Source organism: Methylomonas stagni, from assembly GCF_050154735.1.
In the GTDB taxonomy this organism is placed as follows: Bacteria; Pseudomonadota; Gammaproteobacteria; order Methylococcales; family Methylomonadaceae; genus Methylomonas; species Methylomonas koyamae_A.
Map to the genome: position 1 here is coordinate 1494470 of NZ_CP189557.1, position 16651 is coordinate 1511120.

19 protein-coding genes are annotated in these 16651 nt (G+C 57.4%); 16 read left to right on the plus strand and 3 right to left on the minus strand.

Annotated elements, in window-relative coordinates; all coding sequences use genetic code 11:
- The first annotated feature begins 138 nt into the window (after positions 1-138).
- The 9 genes from ndk (at position 139) to ACP4CD_RS07095 (ending at position 8343) form a co-directional block, all read left to right on the plus strand.
- Entirely contained in the window at positions 139-570 is a 432-nt protein-coding gene (ndk, locus tag ACP4CD_RS07055) for a nucleoside-diphosphate kinase (protein ID WP_064026003.1), read from the plus strand.
- Positions 545-1666, plus strand: coding sequence for a 23S rRNA (adenine(2503)-C(2))-methyltransferase RlmN (gene rlmN / locus ACP4CD_RS07060; protein ID WP_426994070.1), 1122 nt, complete (start codon positions 545-547; stop codon positions 1664-1666). Before ndk ends, rlmN begins: the two co-directional genes overlap by 26 nt.
- Positions 1656-2423 (plus strand): type IV pilus biogenesis/stability protein PilW, encoded by a 768-nt coding sequence (gene pilW, locus ACP4CD_RS07065; RefSeq protein WP_426994071.1) that lies wholly within the window; start codon positions 1656-1658, stop codon positions 2421-2423. Before rlmN ends, pilW begins: the two co-directional genes overlap by 11 nt.
- Positions 2424-2430: 7 nt before the next feature.
- Entirely contained in the window at positions 2431-3738 is a 1308-nt protein-coding gene (gene hisS / locus ACP4CD_RS07070; RefSeq protein WP_168031546.1) for a histidine--tRNA ligase, read from the plus strand.
- 13 nt (positions 3739-3751) lie between these two features.
- Entirely contained in the window at positions 3752-4408 is a 657-nt protein-coding gene (locus tag ACP4CD_RS07075; protein ID WP_426994072.1) for a YfgM family protein, read from the plus strand.
- Positions 4409-4424: 16 nt separating this feature from the next.
- Positions 4425-5636, plus strand: a complete 1212-nt coding sequence (gene bamB / locus ACP4CD_RS07080; protein ID WP_426994073.1) for an outer membrane protein assembly factor BamB — start codon at positions 4425-4427, stop codon at positions 5634-5636.
- A 3-nt stretch (positions 5637-5639) separates the two neighbouring features.
- Complete coding sequence (der, locus tag ACP4CD_RS07085; protein ID WP_426994074.1) at positions 5640-7031, plus strand: ribosome biogenesis GTPase Der; 1392 nt, start codon at positions 5640-5642, stop codon at positions 7029-7031.
- A 66-nt stretch (positions 7032-7097) separates the two neighbouring features.
- Entirely contained in the window at positions 7098-7601 is a 504-nt protein-coding gene (tpx, locus tag ACP4CD_RS07090) for a thiol peroxidase (protein ID WP_064026017.1), read from the plus strand.
- Between the two features lie 433 nt (positions 7602-8034).
- Entirely contained in the window at positions 8035-8343 is a 309-nt protein-coding gene (locus ACP4CD_RS07095; protein WP_313728190.1) for a hypothetical protein, read from the plus strand.
- Here the strand turns inward: ACP4CD_RS07095 and ACP4CD_RS07100 are convergent.
- The gene (locus tag ACP4CD_RS07100; RefSeq protein WP_426994075.1) at positions 8340-9164 is read right to left on the minus strand and encodes a thermonuclease family protein; all 825 of its coding nucleotides are present in this window, start codon (positions 9162-9164) and stop codon (positions 8340-8342) included. The genes ACP4CD_RS07095 and ACP4CD_RS07100 overlap by 4 nt on opposite strands.
- Positions 9165-9179: 15 nt before the next feature.
- Between ACP4CD_RS07100 and ACP4CD_RS07105 the strand changes: the two genes are divergently transcribed.
- Positions 9180-9731: a DUF1415 domain-containing protein gene (locus ACP4CD_RS07105; RefSeq protein WP_064026023.1), complete on the plus strand. Its 552-nt coding sequence runs from the start codon at positions 9180-9182 to the stop codon at positions 9729-9731.
- Here the strand turns inward: ACP4CD_RS07105 and ACP4CD_RS07110 are convergent.
- Positions 9716-10423, minus strand: a complete 708-nt coding sequence (locus tag ACP4CD_RS07110; protein WP_426994076.1) for a hypothetical protein — start codon at positions 10421-10423, stop codon at positions 9716-9718. The two genes, ACP4CD_RS07105 and ACP4CD_RS07110, sit on opposite strands and share 16 nt — an antisense overlap.
- A gap of 87 nt (positions 10424-10510) precedes the next feature.
- On the opposite strand from ACP4CD_RS07110, the gene ACP4CD_RS07115 reads away from it, so the two are divergent.
- A complete protein-coding gene (locus ACP4CD_RS07115) occupies positions 10511-10810 on the plus strand; it encodes a DUF2288 domain-containing protein (protein ID WP_064026028.1) in 300 nt (99 codons plus the stop codon).
- Between the two features lie 4 nt (positions 10811-10814).
- Here the strand turns inward: ACP4CD_RS07115 and ACP4CD_RS07120 are convergent, their stop codons facing one another.
- Entirely contained in the window at positions 10815-11459 is a 645-nt protein-coding gene (locus tag ACP4CD_RS07120) for a DoxX family protein (protein WP_426994077.1), read from the minus strand.
- 30 nt (positions 11460-11489) lie between these two features.
- On the opposite strand from ACP4CD_RS07120, the gene ACP4CD_RS07125 reads away from it, so the two are divergent.
- The 5 genes from ACP4CD_RS07125 (at position 11490) to modC (ending at position 16531) form a co-directional block, all read left to right on the plus strand.
- Positions 11490-11831 (plus strand): cupin domain-containing protein, encoded by a 342-nt coding sequence (locus ACP4CD_RS07125; RefSeq protein WP_426994078.1) that lies wholly within the window; start codon positions 11490-11492, stop codon positions 11829-11831.
- Between the two features lie 352 nt (positions 11832-12183).
- Complete coding sequence (locus ACP4CD_RS07130) at positions 12184-13689, plus strand: alginate export family protein (protein WP_426994079.1); 1506 nt, start codon at positions 12184-12186, stop codon at positions 13687-13689.
- Positions 13690-14001: 312 nt separating this feature from the next.
- Positions 14002-14772 (plus strand): molybdate ABC transporter substrate-binding protein, encoded by a 771-nt coding sequence (gene modA / locus ACP4CD_RS07135; RefSeq protein WP_071159508.1) that lies wholly within the window; start codon positions 14002-14004, stop codon positions 14770-14772.
- 2 nt (positions 14773-14774) lie between these two features.
- Positions 14775-15461: a molybdate ABC transporter permease subunit gene (modB, locus tag ACP4CD_RS07140; protein ID WP_071159510.1), complete on the plus strand. Its 687-nt coding sequence runs from the start codon at positions 14775-14777 to the stop codon at positions 15459-15461.
- On the plus strand, positions 15458-16531 hold the full coding sequence (modC, locus tag ACP4CD_RS07145) for a molybdenum ABC transporter ATP-binding protein (protein ID WP_426994080.1): 1074 nt from the start codon (positions 15458-15460) through the stop codon (positions 16529-16531). The genes modB and modC overlap by 4 nt, the downstream gene beginning before the upstream one ends.
- The last annotated feature ends 120 nt before the right edge of the window (positions 16532-16651 follow it).

Sequence of the window (16651 nt, forward strand, 5' to 3'; positions counted from 1 at the left end):
GTCCGGAAGCCCGGCCGATACGCTGGGCTACTCCGGCACAGGCGCTCCATATGCTTGGCCGGGTTTCTCATCACCCCGGCGAACGGGTTATAATGCCCTATTCTATTTTTTAATCATAAACCTACGGGAGTTAAATCAATGGCCATCGAACGTACTTTCTCCATCATCAAGCCCGACGCCGTCGCAAAAAACGTGATTGGAGAAATCGTCAGCCGCTTCGAAAAAAACGGACTGCGCGTCGTTGCATCGAAAATGCTGCAATTGACCCAAGACCAAGCCGAAGGCTTTTACGCGGAACACAAGGAACGCGGCTTTTTTAAAGACTTGGTCAGCTTCATGACTTCCGGTCCGGTCGTCGTACAAGTGTTGGAAGGTGAAAACGCCGTTCTGAAAAATCGCGAACTGATGGGCGCGACCAACCCTAAAGAAGCCGCGCCGGGCACGATCCGCGCCGATTTCGCGGTCAGCATCGACGAAAACGCCGTTCACGGCTCCGACGCTCCGGAATCGGCCGCCAGAGAAATCGCTTACTTCTTCAGCGCTAATGAACTCTGCGACCGCATCCGCTAAACCGGCATTGGTCAATTTGCTGGATTTCGACAGAAAAGGTCTGCAAGCCTTTTTTGTCGAACTCGGCGAAAAGCCGTTTCGCGCCACCCAATTACTGAAGTGGATTTATCAGGAAGGCGTTGCCGATTTCGAGCAAATGACCAACCTGAGCAAATCGTTGCGCCAGTACTTACGGGAACATTGCGAAGTCAGGGCGCCGGACATCGTCACGGAACAATTGGCAAGCGACGGCACCTGCAAATGGGCGATGCAAATGCGCTGCGGCAATCGGGTCGAGACGGTCTATATTCCGGAAGATCGGCGCGCGACCTTGTGCGTGTCGTCGCAAGTCGGCTGCGCGCTGGCCTGCAGTTTCTGCTCGACCGCCCAGCAAGGCTTCAACCGCAATCTAAGTACCGCCGAGATCGTCGGCCAGCTTTATCTGGCCCAACAACGCCTCGGGCCCGAGCGCCGCATCACCAATGTCGTGATGATGGGCATGGGCGAACCGCTGCTGAACTTCGATAATGTCGTCGCGGCGATGAATCTGATGATGGACGACTTCGCCTACGGCTTGTCGAAACGCCGGGTCACCATCAGCACCTCCGGCGTCGTGCCGGCGATGAAAAGACTGGGCGACGTCTGCGACGTCAGCATGGCGGTATCGTTGCACGCGCCGTACGACGAACTGCGCGACCAATTGGTGCCGATCAACGTCAAATACCCGCTCGCCGAACTGATGGACGCTTGCCGCGACTACGCCAAGACCGGTCCGCGCAAGCACATTACCTTCGAATACGTGATGCTGGACGGCATCAACGACGGCGCCGAACACGCGCGCGCGCTGGTCAAACTGTTGAAGAACGTCCCGTCCAAGCTCAACCTGATTCCGTTCAATCCATTCCCGCAGTCGTCGTACCGTTGCTCCAGCAGCGCCAACATCCTGCGCTTTCGCGACATTCTGCAGGACGCGGGACTAGTCACCACGATACGCAAAACGCGCGGCGAAGATATCGACGCCGCCTGCGGCCAACTGGTCGGCCAAGTCCAGGATAAAAGTCGCCGCCATCTAAAACTCCAAGCGATGCAGGCGCACGGCAGCGGCAATGTCGCGTAAACCGATACGATACTGGGCTATCTGCGGCATCGCCGGTCTTCTGACCGGCGCATGCGGCTTGCTGCCAGACATCAAGCCGTCGATGAGCAATGCCGAAAAGGCCACGCTCAATCTGCAAATGGGCGCTCGCTATCTGGACATGGGCATGTTGGACGCCGCCCGCGAAAAATTGCAAACCGCGCTCAGCCTGGACTCCGGCAATGCCGAAATCCATAACACATTGGCGGTGTTTTACGAGCGGGTCAAGGACTACGACGCCGCCGACGACAGCTACCGTAGCGCCTTAAGCCGCGACCCCGCCAATTTCAGCACCTTGAACAATTACGGCCGCTTTCAATGCGAACGCGACCGGGTCGACCAAGGCGTGGAACTATTGAAGCAAGCGCTGGACTCGGCAATGAACACCCGGCCGTGGTTCGCACTGACCAATCTCGGCGCTTGCGCGCTCAAGCAAAACGACGCGCAGCAGGCCGAAGGCTATTTCCGCCAAGCCTTGCAAGCCCAAAGCGAATACGCTCCGGCCTTGCTGGAGATGCAGAAAATCAGTTATCAGAACCGCCAATATCTGTCGGCGCGCGGCTTCCTGGAACGCTATCTGGCCGTTGCCAATCACACCCCGGAAACCCTGTGGCTGGCTTTTCAAACCGAACGCTCGCTGGGCAACGGCAAACTGGCCGAAGAGTACCGCGACAAACTCCTATCCGCTTTCCCGGCTTCGAAGGAAGCTCAACTCGTTAAATCCGCGATCAGCAAGTAAACCCAACATGGCAAAACAACAGCAGGCCATACAGGCCATCCGAGGCATGCACGATATTCTTCCCGAGCAATCGCCGCACTGGCAATGGCTGGAAGGTCATGCCCGCGACGTGCTCGGCGCCTACGGTTATCAGGAAATTCGGCTGCCCATCGTCGAAAAAACCGAGCTGTTCAAACGTTCGATCGGCGAAGTCACAGATATTGTCGAGAAGGAAATGTACACCTTCGACGACCGTAACGGCGACTCGCTGACCTTGCGTCCGGAAGGCACCGCCGGCTGTCTGCGCGCCTGTCTGGAACACGGTTTGTTGCACAATCAAAGCCATCGGCTCTGGTATTACGGACCGATGTTCCGCCATGAACGTCCGCAAAAAGGCCGTTACCGCCAGTTTTACCAGTTGGGCGTCGAAACCTACGGCATGGCTGGCCCCGACATCGATGCTGAAATGATTTTGTTAACCGATCGGCTTTGGAAACGCCTCGGTATCCGCGACATGGTCGAACTGCAAATCAACTCGCTGGGTACCGCCGAAGAACGGCTGGCCTACCGAGGCACGCTGGTCGAATACTTCAATCAACACCTGGATTGCCTGGACGAAGACAGCCGCCGCCGCCTGGACACCAATCCGCTGCGCATTCTGGACAGCAAAAACCCCGACATGCAGGCGATGCTGCGCGGCGCGCCGGTTCTGCTCGATCATCTGGGCACAGACAGCCTAGCGCATTTCGACCGTCTGAAAGCCACGTTGGACGACTTGGGGCTGAAGTACGCGATCAACACCCGTCTGGTACGCGGCCTGGATTACTACGGCAAAACCGTGTTCGAATGGGTCACCGAACGCCTAGGTTCGCAAGGCACGATTTGCGCCGGCGGCCGTTACGACGGCCTGATCGAGCAACTCGGCGGCAAGGCCAATCATGCGATCGGCTTCGCGATGGGCATGGAACGTATTCTGGCGCTGATCGAGCAATTGGAACACGTCGACATTCCGGCCGGCGTCGACGTTTATCTGATCCGGGTCGGCGAACAGGCCGAAACCGTCGGCATGCGATTGGCGGAGCAGCTGAGAGACGCCCTGCCCGGCTTAAAAATCCAGGTCAATTGCGGCGGCGGCAGCTTCAAGAGCCAATTCAAAAAGGCCGACAAATCCGGCGCCGAATACGCGATTATCATCGGCGACGACGAAGCCCAAAACCAGGTCGCGGCGCTAAAGCCGTTGCGCCTTGAACAGGAACAAACCACGCTGGACCATCAGGCGCTCATCGAAACCTTGCGCGCCTGGCAACTGCAACGATTTCACACAACCGCAAACTAAGTAGAGAATTACCGTGGCAATTTACGATACCGAAGAAGAACAACTGGAACAGTTGAAAAAATGGTGGGAAGCCAATCAGACAGCCGTGATTGCCGGCGTCGTCACCGCGCTGGTCCTGGTGACCGGTTGGAATCTGTGGCAAAACCATCAAACCGATAAAAACAGCCAAGCTTCCCTGATGTTTCAGCAGATGCTGGAAAGCGCGAATTCCGGCAACCGCGAATCGACCGAAAAACTGGCCGAGCGCCTGCCTAGCGAGTTTCCGTCAACCGCTTACGCCGAGTTCGCCGGCCTGGAATTGGCGAAATCCAAGGTCGAACAAGGCGATCTGGAAGGCGCGAAAACCCTGTTGAAAAAAACCGTCGAAACCACCACCAGCGACGAACTGCGCCATGTCGCTCGCCTGCGTCTGCTCCAGTTGCTGCTGGCCAGCCGCGAATTCGAACAAGGCCTACAGATGATCGCGTCGGTGGATCCCGCCAAATCGGAAGGCTTTGCCGCCGCCTACGACGAACTGCAAGGCGACTTTTACGTCGCCCTGGAGCGGCCGGACGAGGCCCGCAACGCTTATCAAAGCGCGATCCGCACCGGGCAGGCCACGCCGCTGACTCAATTCAAGCTGGACGATCTGAGCACCGAAACACCGTTAGCGCCGCCAGCGGCCAATTAACCCTCATTCAATGCACATGCCGACCAGGATTTATCGACTTCACCCGCTGGCCGCTCTGATCGTCTGCCTGCCGTTACTCGGCGGTTGCGCCGGTCTGGATGCCGGCCGCGACTTCATCTCCGGCATCACCGAATACATTACCGGCGACGACGATAACGCCGACCCGCCGGCGACGTTGCAAGAATATACGATGGAAGTCCAGCCCGAAATCGTCTGGAAGGAATCGATCGGTAGCGGCGCCGACGAAAAATATCTGAAGCTGATCCCGGCCGCCGCCGAGGGCAGCGTCTACGTCGGCGACCACAAGGGCCATTTGCAAGCGCGCGGCGCCGGCAACGGCAGTTTGACCTGGGAAAACAATAGCGAGTACAGCTTTTCGGCCGGCCCCGGTCTGGGGCTGCACAGCGTCATCATGGGCACCAGCACCGGCGAAGTGGTAGCCTTCGACAAGGGCACCGGCGAGCAACGCTGGCGAACCGACGTTCCCAGCGAAGTACTTGCGACGCCGGTGGTCAGCCACGGCATCGTCTTGGTCCGCACCACCGACGGCAAGGTCCTCGGCTTGCAGGAAAACGGCGGCGGCGTGTTGTGGTCGTTCGAGCACAGCGTGCCGGCCCTGAGCATACGCGGTACCGGCGCGCCGATAGTCATCGACGACAGCGTCGTCATCGGCTCGGCCAACGGTAAATTGCAGGCATTGCAGCTCAAGGACGGCAAGGCCTTGTGGGAAGCAACGATCGCGATTCCGAGCGGACGTTCCGAAGTCGAACGCTTGGTCGATCTGGACGTCGATCCGGTCGCCGCCCGCGGGGCGATTTATATCGCCAGCTTTCAAGGCGGCACCTCGTCGGTGTCGGAAGTCGACGGCGATGTGCTGTGGCGCAACGAAGCCGTGTCGTCGTATAGCGGCTTGAGTCTGGATTACCGTTATCTCTACGTCAGCGATACCAAAAGCGAGGTCTGGCAGTTGGATCAACGTAGCGGCGCGTCGCTGTGGAAACAAAAGGATTTGCACAATCGGCAATTGACCGCCGCGGTTGCCTACCAAAACTATGTGGTGGTCGGCGATTACGAGGGCTATGTGCACTGGCTGTCTATTACCGACGGCCGCCAGCTGGGCCGCATTCAGGTCGGCAAGGCCGCGATAGAGGCCAAGCCGGTCGTCGTGGACGATACCGTTTACGTTTACGCTAAAGACGGCACCTTGGCCGCGTTGAGAGTCCACTAAATCATGCTACCCGTCATCGCCCTGGTCGGCCGCCCCAATGTCGGCAAATCCACGCTGTTCAATTATCTGACCCGCAGCCGCGAAGCGCTGGTCGCCGACTATCCCGGCCTGACCCGCGACCGCCAGTACGGCCGAGTCAAGCGCGGCGAGCGCGACTGCCTGGTCGTCGATACCGGCGGTATTACCGACGAGCGCGACGGCATTGACGTGTTCGCCAAGAAGCAGGTCGAAATCGCGCTGCAAGAAGCCGACGTGGTGTTCTTTTTAGTGGACGCCCGCGACGGCGTCAACGCGTCGGACGAAGCCATCGCCGACATGCTGCGCAAGTTGGGCAAACCGGTGGTGCTGGTCGTCAACAAAATCGACGGCATCGACAGCAACACCGTCGCCAACGATTTCTACGGCTTGGGTCTGGGCGAACCGGTGGCGATCGCCGCCGTCCACGGCCGCAACGTTCACGAATTGCTGGGCCAAATCGACACTTTGCTCCCGCCTCAGGCCGATGAGTTTCAGGAAGTCGATCCCGGCATTGCCATTGCGGTCGTCGGTCGGCCCAACGTCGGCAAGTCCACGCTGGTCAATCGCCTGCTCGGCGAGGAACGGGTCGTGGTGTTCGACGAAGCCGGCACCACCCGCGACAGCATTTACATTCCGTTCGAACGCGACGGCAAAAAATTCACGCTGATCGATACCGCCGGCATGCGCCGCCGCTCGCGGGTATCGCTGACCGTCGAGAAATTCAGCATCATCAAGTCGCTGCAAGCCATCGAAAAAGCCCACGTGGTGATTTACCTGATCGACGCCCGCGAAGGCATCACCGATCAGGACGCCCACATTTTGGGCTTGGTGTTGGAAGCCGGCCGGGCACTGATTATCGGCTTGAACAAATGGGACGGCCTGAACGCCGAACACAAGGACTTCGTCAAGAAGCAGATCGAGATGAAATTGTCCTTCCTCGATTTCGCCGAAAAACATCCGATTTCGGCGCTACACGGCAGCGGCGTCGGCAAACTGTTCGACGTGGTACATACCTTGTACGACTCGGCGATGGTGGACATGTCCACGCCGCTGTTGACCCGCATTCTTAGCGACGCGGTTGCGGCCCACCAACCGCCGCTGGTCGGCGGCCGACGCATCAAGCTCAAATACGCGCACCAAGGCGGACGCAATCCGCCTGTCGTCGTGATTCACGGCGTGCAAACCGATGTGCTGCCCGGCGCCTACAAGCGCTATCTGATGAACTATTTCCGCGAGCAATTGCGCTTGGCCGGCACACCGGTCAGGCTGGTGTTCAAATCGCCGGAGAATCCGTTCCACGGCCAGAAAAACCAGCTTAGCGACCGCCAAGTCAAGAAACGCAAGCGGCTGATCGATTTCAGCAAGCGTCACAAATAGCAAACCCGCGAACAGAGCCGAGGTACGACGCCCGGCTGTTGTGTTCAGCCATTCCCGGAGAACTTCATGGCCACCATCACCTTCCAAGGCAAACCGATCAATACCTGCGGCGATTTACCGACTATCGGCTCCCAAGCCCCGGATTTCAAGCTGACCAATCGAAAGATGCAAGATGTCGGCCTGACCAACTTTGCCGGCAAGCGTAAATTACTGAATATCGTCCCCAGTTTGGATACCCCAACCTGCGCCACCTCGACCCGCAAGTTCAACGAGAAGGCGGCCCATCTGCACAATACCGAAGTCTTGGTGATCTCGGCCGACCTGCCGTTCGCCCAGGTGCGCTTCTGCGAAATCGAAGGTATCAAACATGTCGGTGCGCTTTCGACATTCCGCTCCAGCTTCGCGCAAGATTACGGCGTCGAATTGCTGGACAGCATCCTGGCCGGCCTGACCGCACGCGCGGTCTTGGTACTCGATGAAACCGATACCGTGATTCATGCCGAACTGGTCGCCGAAATTGCCGACGAACCCGATTACGCGGCAGCGCTGGCAGCTCTCTCCAAAGCCTGATCAGCCGAATTCGCAACGCTTTCTTAAGGAGCAACCACGATTTCAACCGCTTTCACGGTCGAAATCGTTGTGCTTCGGCGGAATTTACCAAATTTTGCATTTTAAAGGCAGTACAACTCGAACGCGCGACCAACCCACGAATAATGGCCTAGGAACATAATCTTGCGCCCTTACTGGATAACTTTCCAGTTCCGCCGCCAAGCGACTCGGGACGCTCCTCCTCAAAACGCCGAGACCGAAGGTCTCGCCCGCTAGTCGATTTCCAGATAAAATCAAGGTGCCCGTTGCTTTTTTAGGCGAAAAAACCTCTATTTACCAGGGTAATCGCGCTAAAAAGCAGCATTCGAAACCAATTGCCTACCCATCCGGTCGTTCCTTAATCGGCCGGATCAAATAGCAAGCAGGGTAGGAGCAGCCTGGAAAACGGCCATTAATGGATAGCAAGCTCTCGGCGCGCCGTAGCGTCGTACGTCGCCAAGCAGAACGCAGAACCAATCCCTATGCTTTCAACAGCGAGGAATGGATTGCGATGATGCGGGAACAATATCTGCTCTGGCCGAAATTCGACCGGCGAGCGGGCGATCGGCGTCAGTCCGAACGCCGTGCGATGGACAGGCGCGCCTCGTTGCGCTCCGCCGCCACCGAACACGCTTTCCGCCGGGTTCGCCTGCTGTCCGCCGACGATCTGCTCAACGACGACGAAAAACAGATGATCCGCGAGCTGTTCGCGGACGACGATTAGTCGCCGAGCAGGATGTCGCCGCCGTGGCGCGCTTGCAACGCGAATTTGTCCTTGCTGCGCCGGACCCAACCTCTGGCCTCGACTTGCCGGCCGACATAGGACGCAAGCGGCGGAAACAAAGACGCATAGCGATTTTCCACCGCGACGGCCACCCCGTCGGAAAATTGCAGATAGCTATATTTCGCGGTGCGTTTGATACCGCTAATTCGGCCCGTCAACCGCTTCCAACCGTGATAATTTTCGGCGTTCAAGCTGGCATAGGGTTGCGCCGCGTACTCGGACCGGCCCCAAATACCCAAACCGGCTCGTTCTGCGTCGCGCTGAGCCGCCAACAAGCTATCGACATATTTCAGATTCGGCGGGAATATGTTGACCATCGCCAAGCCAGCCCGGACCAACTCCAGATTGACGAATTCACGCGACTCGGTAAACACGTAAGCCAATCGGCGTTGATATTTGTCCTGTTTCTCGACGTCGCCTTCCAAATACACTTTTTGGCGCTCCAATTTGGCTCTCAGCCAAGCCTTGGCTTGTTCTCCGCCCGCTTCGGCGGACTTGTTGCGACCGGCAACTTCCGGGGTATTAACTCCCAGAAATCGGATTTTTTCACCGTTTGCCAATAAAATAGTGTCTCCGTCGTAGACCCTCTCGACTTCGACCAGCGCGATGCCGGGATCGACGCTCAAAACCTCGGCGCTTTCGGTACCCCGATCCGAATAATGCCGCCGCCCTTGCGCATCGGTCCAACGATAAACGTCGCCGCCCTGAGCCGCCGAGACAAGCAGCATGCCCAACGCGCATAATACCCACCGCTTCGTCATTACCAACCACTAACCATGACTGAACACCCTGCGATTACCGCCACCCGCCGTTGGCTGGAACACTTTGTGATTGCCTACGACATCTGCCCTTTCGCCCGGCGCGAGCATCAACGCGGCAGTATCCGATACCGGCTCGTCGCCGGCAACAGCCTGGAATTCGCGTTGGAAACCTTGATTAGCGAGTGCCTGCATCTGGACGCCGAACCGGAAACCGAAACCACCTTGTTGATTTTTAACGAGGACTTTCAGAATTTCGACGATTTCCTGGACCTGTTGGCGATTGCCGAACAGTTGCTTAGCGATCAGGACTACGAAGGTATTTACCAGCTTGCCAGCTTTCATCCCGACTATTGCTTCGACCGCGTCGATGCCGAGGATGCCGCCAATTACACCAATCGCGCGCCGTTCCCGATGCTGCATCTGATCCGAGAAGCCAGCATCGCGGCGGCCCTGGCCCATTACGCCCATCCCGAAACGATCCCGGAACGCAATATTGCGTTGACCCGGCGAATGGGGGTGGAGAAATTACGCGACATCCTTGCCGGTTGCTTTCAGGATTTGGAGTAGTAGTCGAAATCTTCGGTCTTTTTCAACTTAAAATTCGGCTCGACATCGATTTGAACGTCTTTAAGCTTTTCCTTGGGTTCGGCTACCTTGGCTCGGACTTCTTCCAGAAAATCCTTGAACCAAGCCTGGTCGATCACGTCCGCCATGTCCTCGTCTTGCAGTATGTTGGGCTCGTCAGGCAGGCTGCCGTAATCGCGGGCCGTCCGCAAAGCCGCCAGGCAAGTCTCTTGGTCGCCTCGTAACGCAAAAATGCAAGCCAAGTTATAAGCGGCGCTACCTGTTTGAATGTCGCACGCTTTTTCGAAAAAACTCTCGGCCAATTGATACAAGCCGGGCTTGCTCTCGTCCGGACTGATCCGGGCCAATTCCATAAATGCCACGCCGCCGTCGATGGCGGCCCCCAGATAATTGGTCGCGATCAACAGACAAAACGAAAACTTGGAAATCGCGTCCTCGTAGATTTCGACCGCCTCCTGACCTTGCTTGGTCTTGGCTTCGTGCAATAACGCAAAACCCCAATGATACAAGCCGTCCGCCACCAGGGGCTGGTCGGATACCACGCTGGCGAAACCTTGATAAGCGCCCTTGAACAATTGCTCGGCCCTACCGCCGTCGGCTTTGCGGGCTTGGGCAACTTGCTTGATCGCCGCATCCAACGTCGAACGTTTTTTAATGGAACTCAATAACGACATCTAAAATCCTCGCTGATGGTTAACCGATCGGGTTGCGTTAAAATAGCCGTGCATACTACACCATCGCCCAGCCGCCGGAAAATGTTAATGACCGACACCGCCAACCCTACCGAATTCGCCAAAATCAATCTGGAAACCTCCGCCATCGCCTGGCGGGAATTGCAACGTTTCTTCGCGGCCGGACTGGCGATTGCCGTCGCCGCCGATTTGGATTTAGTAGACGTGGCTTGGCAATTCTCCCAAGACAACAAGGCCCAAGTCGAGCAATGGCTGAATAGCGGCCGTATCGGCCATGTTAGCGACGAGCAAGCCGGACGCTGGTATGCCGACGACAGCCTGGTTTGGGCCGTCGTCGTCAAACCGTGGGTGCTGGTACAAGCGCGCTGAGTGCTCAATCGATCAGGTATTTGCGTTTAAGCCAGTAATCGGCGCTGACGTAACGGCCGCCGCCCAGAAAAAACAACGCAACCAATAGCACGAAATAGGTCGCCGCGAATTCGATCCCGTTGTTCAGCATCGCCAGACTGCCGAATTCGGTCAAATAGGCGTAATCGCCCTGAGCCTGCAAAATCTCCTTGGCCTTGTCCAATCGTTCGATCGCCGCCACGGTACGATCGGTCGCGAATAGACCGCTACCGGTGGCGATGGCCAGCCAACCGTTTTGCCAATGCGCGGTCACGGCCGCCACCACCATGATGACCGACAACGGCAGGCTGATCACCCGCGTTGCAAAACCGAACACTAAAAACAAGGCGCCGAAGGTCTCGACGAAGGCCACCAGAAACACCAGCACATACGGTGCTGGCAAGCCCAAGCCCCATTCCGCATTGCCGAACCATGCGGCGGTGTCGGTAAAGTTGGCGAATTTCTTGGTTCCGGCCATCCAAAATACCGGCGCCAAATATAGCCGGATCAGCAGCGGCGCCAGAAAATCCAGACACCTGGCGGTGTCGCAAGCCTTTCGGCACCAACGCGCCGCGACCGGCACCTTTTCGGCCGCGATGTTCATTAACGTGGCAAACGTCGTATTATTCATGCTCTCCCCCTCGAAATGTTCGTTTTTATCATGACTGGCTGTTCTTCGATCTTCGCCGACATTCCCAGCCGATTGCCGGCCGAATTATGCCAAACCTTGCATGCCTCGCCTACCGCCCGCATCGAGCGCATCGTCTCTCGGGGCCATGCCAGCGACCCGGACGCTTGGTACGATCAAACCGAAGACGAATGGGTCATCGTTCTGCAAGGTCGGGCCAGACTCGCGTTCGCGGACCGGGCGGTATTGGAGATGCGGGCCGGCGACTATTTGCTGATTCCGGCGCACTGCCGGCATCGGGTCGATTGGACCGATCCCGATACCGAAACCGTCTGGCTGGCCATTCATCTAGAATCCAAATCGACTAGCGTCTAAATCCAGCTCTCGGTCACGCAACCTTTCCGAACTTCTCGACAGGCGCCAGCCATCTTACTCCGCCTCGTCAGTTCCGGCGACGTTTTGGAAACGACGCTCCCAATCGAGGTCGCCGCTACGCCCGGAACACGGCTCCAACGCCTGAAAATCCTAGCAACGCGCCCTAGTCAGCCATTTGCGCAGCCTCGACTAAAATTAACTGACCGGCAATAGTGTATTTGCTCTACGTTATTATCAATGATACATAACGGCTGATATACTTTGAGCCCAGTCTTTGCCGGTTAACCACGAGACTCCGAAACCGGACCGCCGGAAGGAGCCGTCGTCCGACAAACTAACCAGGGATACCGTGATGATTAATTGCCCATTCTCCACCCCCACTTCCGGCCGCTACCTGATTGCGATGGCGCTGGCTGGAGTTAACGCAAATCCGGCAGACTGCGCCGAAGCAAAAACCTACACCAAACCCGCCGTCACAGCCTTCTCCAGTCAAATGGACGATGCGTTGTTGGGTGGCGGTAAATTCGAAAAGCCGGTCTGGAATCTGCACGATGCGTTGCAGTTACCCAAATGGTTGGACATATCGATTGAACAGCGCACCCGCTACGAAAGCCTGGATGGACGCTTCACAGCAAACGCCAAGGGAGGCGACCAGCAAATTCCATTGCAAACCGACTTGTGGTTGCAAGCGCACCTCGGTCAATTCCGTTTCGCGACCGAATTCGTGGATTCGCGGGCCTTAGGCGCCGACAGCGGCTCCGGCGTTAACAACACTCACGCCGATACCGCGGATTTTCTACAAGGTTATATTGCCTGGGCGGACCAAAACGTGTTTTACAGCGGCTTAGGCACCGAAGTGGTCGTCGGCCGGCAAACCCTGAATTTGGGGAGCCGCCGCCTGGTCGCCCGTAACGCGATGCGCAACACCATGAACACCTTCACCGGGGTAAAACTGCGGGTTCTGGATTACGACAAATGGCAATTCACCAGTTTTGTGACGATGCCGGTGCTTCGCTACCCGAACACTGCCGTCGATATCCTCGACGAGACCCACGAATTCGATGAGGAAGACACCCATACTTGGTTTTCCGGCGGCTTTTTAGAGGTTTTCGACATCGGCTGGGGCGTCAACAGCGAGGTATACCTGTACAACCTCGACGAGGGCGACAGCATTCGCAATCAAACTCGCAATCGCCGTTATTTTACGCCGGGCATGCGTTTTTACCGAAAACCCGGCAAGGACAAATTCGACTTCCAAACCGAAACCATCGGCCAATTCGGGACGGTTCGCGCATCGACCGCCGCCTCCGCCAGCCTAGATCAAGAACACTCCGCCTGGTTCCAACATCTGGATGTCGGCTATACCCTGGGAATCCCTTGGTCTCCGCGACTGGGTCTGGAATACGATTACGCCAGCGGCGACCACGATCCCAACGACAACAAAGATCAACGCTTCGATACCTTATACGGCGTCAGACGGGGAGACTTCGGCGCGACCGGCATCTATGGCGCCTTCGCTCGCAGCAACATCAACTCGCCGGGCTACCGCATCAATCTTGCGCCGACTTCGGCAGTCCAGCTCGGCCTGAGCCATCGTTTTTTCTGGCTGGCCGAGGATAAAGACGGCTGGACAACTTCCGGCACCGCGACCACCATGCTGCGCGACAGAACCGGGAAGACCAAAAACTTCATCGGCCAGCAACTCGAATTGACCGCGCGCTGGGACTTTAACAGCAGTCTGAATTTCGAAACCGGCTGGACTCACTTATTTAAAGGGACGTTTGCCAAAACGGCGACCAACGCACCCGCACCTCAGGACATCGATTACTTCTATGTGCAAAGTTTGTTTCGGTTTTAACGCGCCACCTCACGTCGCGACTGATCCGATAGGTCAAGGGTTTTTAGAAGGCCAGTTAGTAAGATGATCGGTAACGGATTCCTGACTTGGGGGCGGCAGCGTCAAACCCGAAATTGCTCGGCATGAAATGATTCGGCATTCACGAACTCCGGTAGCCATTAATGATCGGTAGGCTCGACTTTGTACCAAGCACGTTGATGACCGAAACCCTATCCCTGATCGGCGAGGCTTTCGCCGTGCCGATTCGTGCCGGCACCCGTTTACGTCAGTTTGAATTTTGAACCTGCTGTTTTAAACCTTTAGGAGAACCCTATGATACATCGCCTTACCCTTCGCGCCATCGTTCTGGCGGCCTCGCTATTGCCTGCGTCGTCGGCCTGGGCCGCAACCACGCTGGTCGCGGTCGCCGCCAACTTCACCAAACCAATGGAACAAATCGCCGCCGAATTCCAAAAAGCCACCGGTCACGAGGCCAAGCTGTCGTTCGGCTCCTCGGGCAAATTCGTGTCGCAGATCGAAAACGGCGCGCCGTTCGAAGTCTTCTTGGCCGCCGATCAGGAAAGCGCGGTCAAATTGGTCAACGCCGAGTTGGCGGTCGCCGACACTCGTTTTACTTATGCATTGGGCAAGCTGGTGTTGTGGTCGGCAACGCCGGGCTTGGTCGACGAGCAAGGCGAAATCCTCGCCAAGGGCGGTTTCAAACATCTGGCGCTGGCCGATCCCAAACTGGCGCCTTACGGTGCCGCGGCGATTGACGTTTTGAAAAAACTCGGCTTGCGGGAGAAATTGCAGCCGCTGATCGTTCAAGGCGAAAATATCTCGCAAACCCATCAATTCGTCAGTACCGGCAATGCCGAACTGGGCTTCGTCGCCTTGTCTCAAGTCATCGATAACGGCAAGATCGGCAGCGGCTCGGGCTGGATCGTGCCCAGCGATAGCTACAACCCTATCCGGCAAGATGCAATTCTGCTTAACAAGGGAGACGAGAATCCCGCCGCGCAAGCATTGCTGGAATTCCTAAAAGGGCCAGCGGCCTCGACCATCATTTTGAAATACGGCTACAGCCTGCCCAGCCAACCCTAAGCATGCTCAACTCCGCCGATATCGCCACCTTGTGGCTGACGTTTAAAGTCGCTTGCCTGGCCACCCTGATCATGCTGATCCTGGGTACCCCGTTGGCGTGGTGGCTGGCGCGCACCCACTCCCGTTTCAAAGGATTCTGCAACGCGTTGGTGGCCTTGCCGCTGGTATTGCCGCCCTCTGTATTGGGCTTCTATTTGTTGGTGACGCTGGGGCCGAAAGGCCCCATCGGCAAACTGACCGGCGAATTAGGACTGGGTACCTTGCCTTTCACGTTTCCGGGTTTGGTCGTGGCCTCGGTGTTTTATTCACTGCCCTTCGTCGTTCAACCCCTACAAGCCTCGTTTGCCGCGATCGGACGGCAACCCTTGGAAGCCGCCGCGACGCTACGGGCCGGACCGTTGGATACCTTTTTCAGCGTCGTGCTGCCTTTGGCGAAACCCGGATTCATGACCGCGACGATTTTAGGTTTCGCGCATACCGTCGGCGAATTCGGCGTGGTGTTGATGGTCGGCGGTAATATCCCGGACCGGACCCGAGTAGTATCGGTACAGATTTATAACCACGTCGAGGCCATGGAGTACGAACAAGCCCACTGGTTAGCCGGCGGCCTGCTATTGTTTTCCTTTACCGTTCTAATGGCGTTGTACAGCGCGTTGAAAACCCACCCCGTCGCCCATCAACTTAAATGACCGCACCCATCCGCGCCGAATTCGACCTCGACTACGGCGAATTTCGACTGAATGTAGATTTGGTGTTGCCCGGCAGCGGCGTCTCGGTGCTGTTTGGACATTCCGGCTCCGGTAAGACCACGCTGCTGCGCTGCATCGCCGGTTTGCAAAAATCCAGCAGCGGCTTTTTGCAGATCAACGGCGAAGTCTGGCAGGACAGCGAACGCGGGCTGTTTTTACCAACCCACCAACGTTCGTTGGGCTACGTATTTCAGGAAGCCAATCTATTTCCGCACCTGTCGGTCAAGGGTAATCTGCAATTCGGTTTGAAACGCACCGGCCAAGCCGGCGTCGACCTGACCCACATTCTGGAACTGCTGGGCATAGACCATTTGTTGGCACGCATGCCGGACGCGCTGTCCGGCGGCGAGCGCCAACGGGTCGCCATAGCGCGGGCATTGGCCCTGAACCCTAAAGTACTGCTGATGGACGAGCCGCTGGCCGCACTGGATTTCAAACGCAAGCAGGAAATCCTACCCTACCTGTCCCGCCTGCACCGGGAACTGAAAATCCCGGTGGTCTACGTCACGCATTCGCAACAGGAAGTCGCTCAACTCGCCGACCATCTGGTAATAATGGCCAACGGCCACGTTTTAGCCGCTGGCCCGCTCGCCGAAACCCAGAGCCGACTGGACATGCCGCTAGCTCAGGACCGCGAAGCAGCCACGGTTTGGCAAGGCCTCATTCAGAGTCATGAATCCGATTACCATCTAACCCGAGTGGAAACCGCCGCCGGCTCGCTGAGCTTGGCGGCTTTACCCGCCGCCGCGGGCACGCCGCTACGCCTGCAAATTCAGGCGCGGGATGTCAGCATCGCGCTGGAAAAACCGGCGGCGACCAGCATCCTCAACGTATTGCCGGCGACGGTCACCGGGCTTGCCGCCGAGTGCGACGGCCTATGCGTGGTCGGCTTGCAAGTCGGCCCGTTGCCGCTGCTGGCGCACGTCAGTCAAAAATCCGCCGTCGTGTTGGGCTTAAAAACCGGCATGCTGGTCTACGCACAAATCAAGGGCACTTCCATCCTGAACTAAGTCGCTTGGGGAGACGTGCCCAAACCGGGCATCCAGAGTCCGCGCGGTTTCAAGGCGACTAGACCGTGACAAAGTTGCCTAAGGCCTTATAATCCCGAGGGTTTACCATCTCAACACCAT

Bases quoted from the DNA above. Each gene is read 5' to 3' on its own strand.
- ndk (WP_064026003.1), top strand. From the start codon at position 139: ATGGCCATCGAACGTACTTTCTCCATCATCAAGCCCGACGCCGTCGCA.
- rlmN (WP_426994070.1), top strand. From the start codon at position 545: ATGAACTCTGCGACCGCATCCGCTAAACCGGCATTGGTCAATTTGCTG.
- pilW (WP_426994071.1), top strand. From the start codon at position 1,656: ATGTCGCGTAAACCGATACGATACTGGGCTATCTGCGGCATCGCCGGT.
- hisS (WP_168031546.1), top strand. From the start codon at position 2,431: ATGGCAAAACAACAGCAGGCCATACAGGCCATCCGAGGCATGCACGAT.
- bamB (WP_426994073.1), top strand. From the start codon at position 4,425: ATGCCGACCAGGATTTATCGACTTCACCCGCTGGCCGCTCTGATCGTC.
- der (WP_426994074.1), top strand. From the start codon at position 5,640: ATGCTACCCGTCATCGCCCTGGTCGGCCGCCCCAATGTCGGCAAATCC.
- tpx (WP_064026017.1), top strand. From the start codon at position 7,098: ATGGCCACCATCACCTTCCAAGGCAAACCGATCAATACCTGCGGCGAT.
- ACP4CD_RS07095 (WP_313728190.1), top strand. From the start codon at position 8,035: ATGGATAGCAAGCTCTCGGCGCGCCGTAGCGTCGTACGTCGCCAAGCA.
- ACP4CD_RS07100 (WP_426994075.1), bottom strand. From the start codon at position 9,164: ATGACGAAGCGGTGGGTATTATGCGCGTTGGGCATGCTGCTTGTCTCG.
- ACP4CD_RS07105 (WP_064026023.1), top strand. From the start codon at position 9,180: ATGACTGAACACCCTGCGATTACCGCCACCCGCCGTTGGCTGGAACAC.
- ACP4CD_RS07110 (WP_426994076.1), bottom strand. From the start codon at position 10,423: ATGTCGTTATTGAGTTCCATTAAAAAACGTTCGACGTTGGATGCGGCG.
- ACP4CD_RS07115 (WP_064026028.1), top strand. From the start codon at position 10,511: ATGACCGACACCGCCAACCCTACCGAATTCGCCAAAATCAATCTGGAA.
- ACP4CD_RS07120 (WP_426994077.1), bottom strand. From the start codon at position 11,459: ATGAATAATACGACGTTTGCCACGTTAATGAACATCGCGGCCGAAAAG.
- ACP4CD_RS07125 (WP_426994078.1), top strand. From the start codon at position 11,490: ATGACTGGCTGTTCTTCGATCTTCGCCGACATTCCCAGCCGATTGCCG.
- ACP4CD_RS07130 (WP_426994079.1), top strand. From the start codon at position 12,184: ATGATTAATTGCCCATTCTCCACCCCCACTTCCGGCCGCTACCTGATT.
- modA (WP_071159508.1), top strand. From the start codon at position 14,002: ATGATACATCGCCTTACCCTTCGCGCCATCGTTCTGGCGGCCTCGCTA.
- modB (WP_071159510.1), top strand. From the start codon at position 14,775: ATGCTCAACTCCGCCGATATCGCCACCTTGTGGCTGACGTTTAAAGTC.
- modC (WP_426994080.1), top strand. From the start codon at position 15,458: ATGACCGCACCCATCCGCGCCGAATTCGACCTCGACTACGGCGAATTT.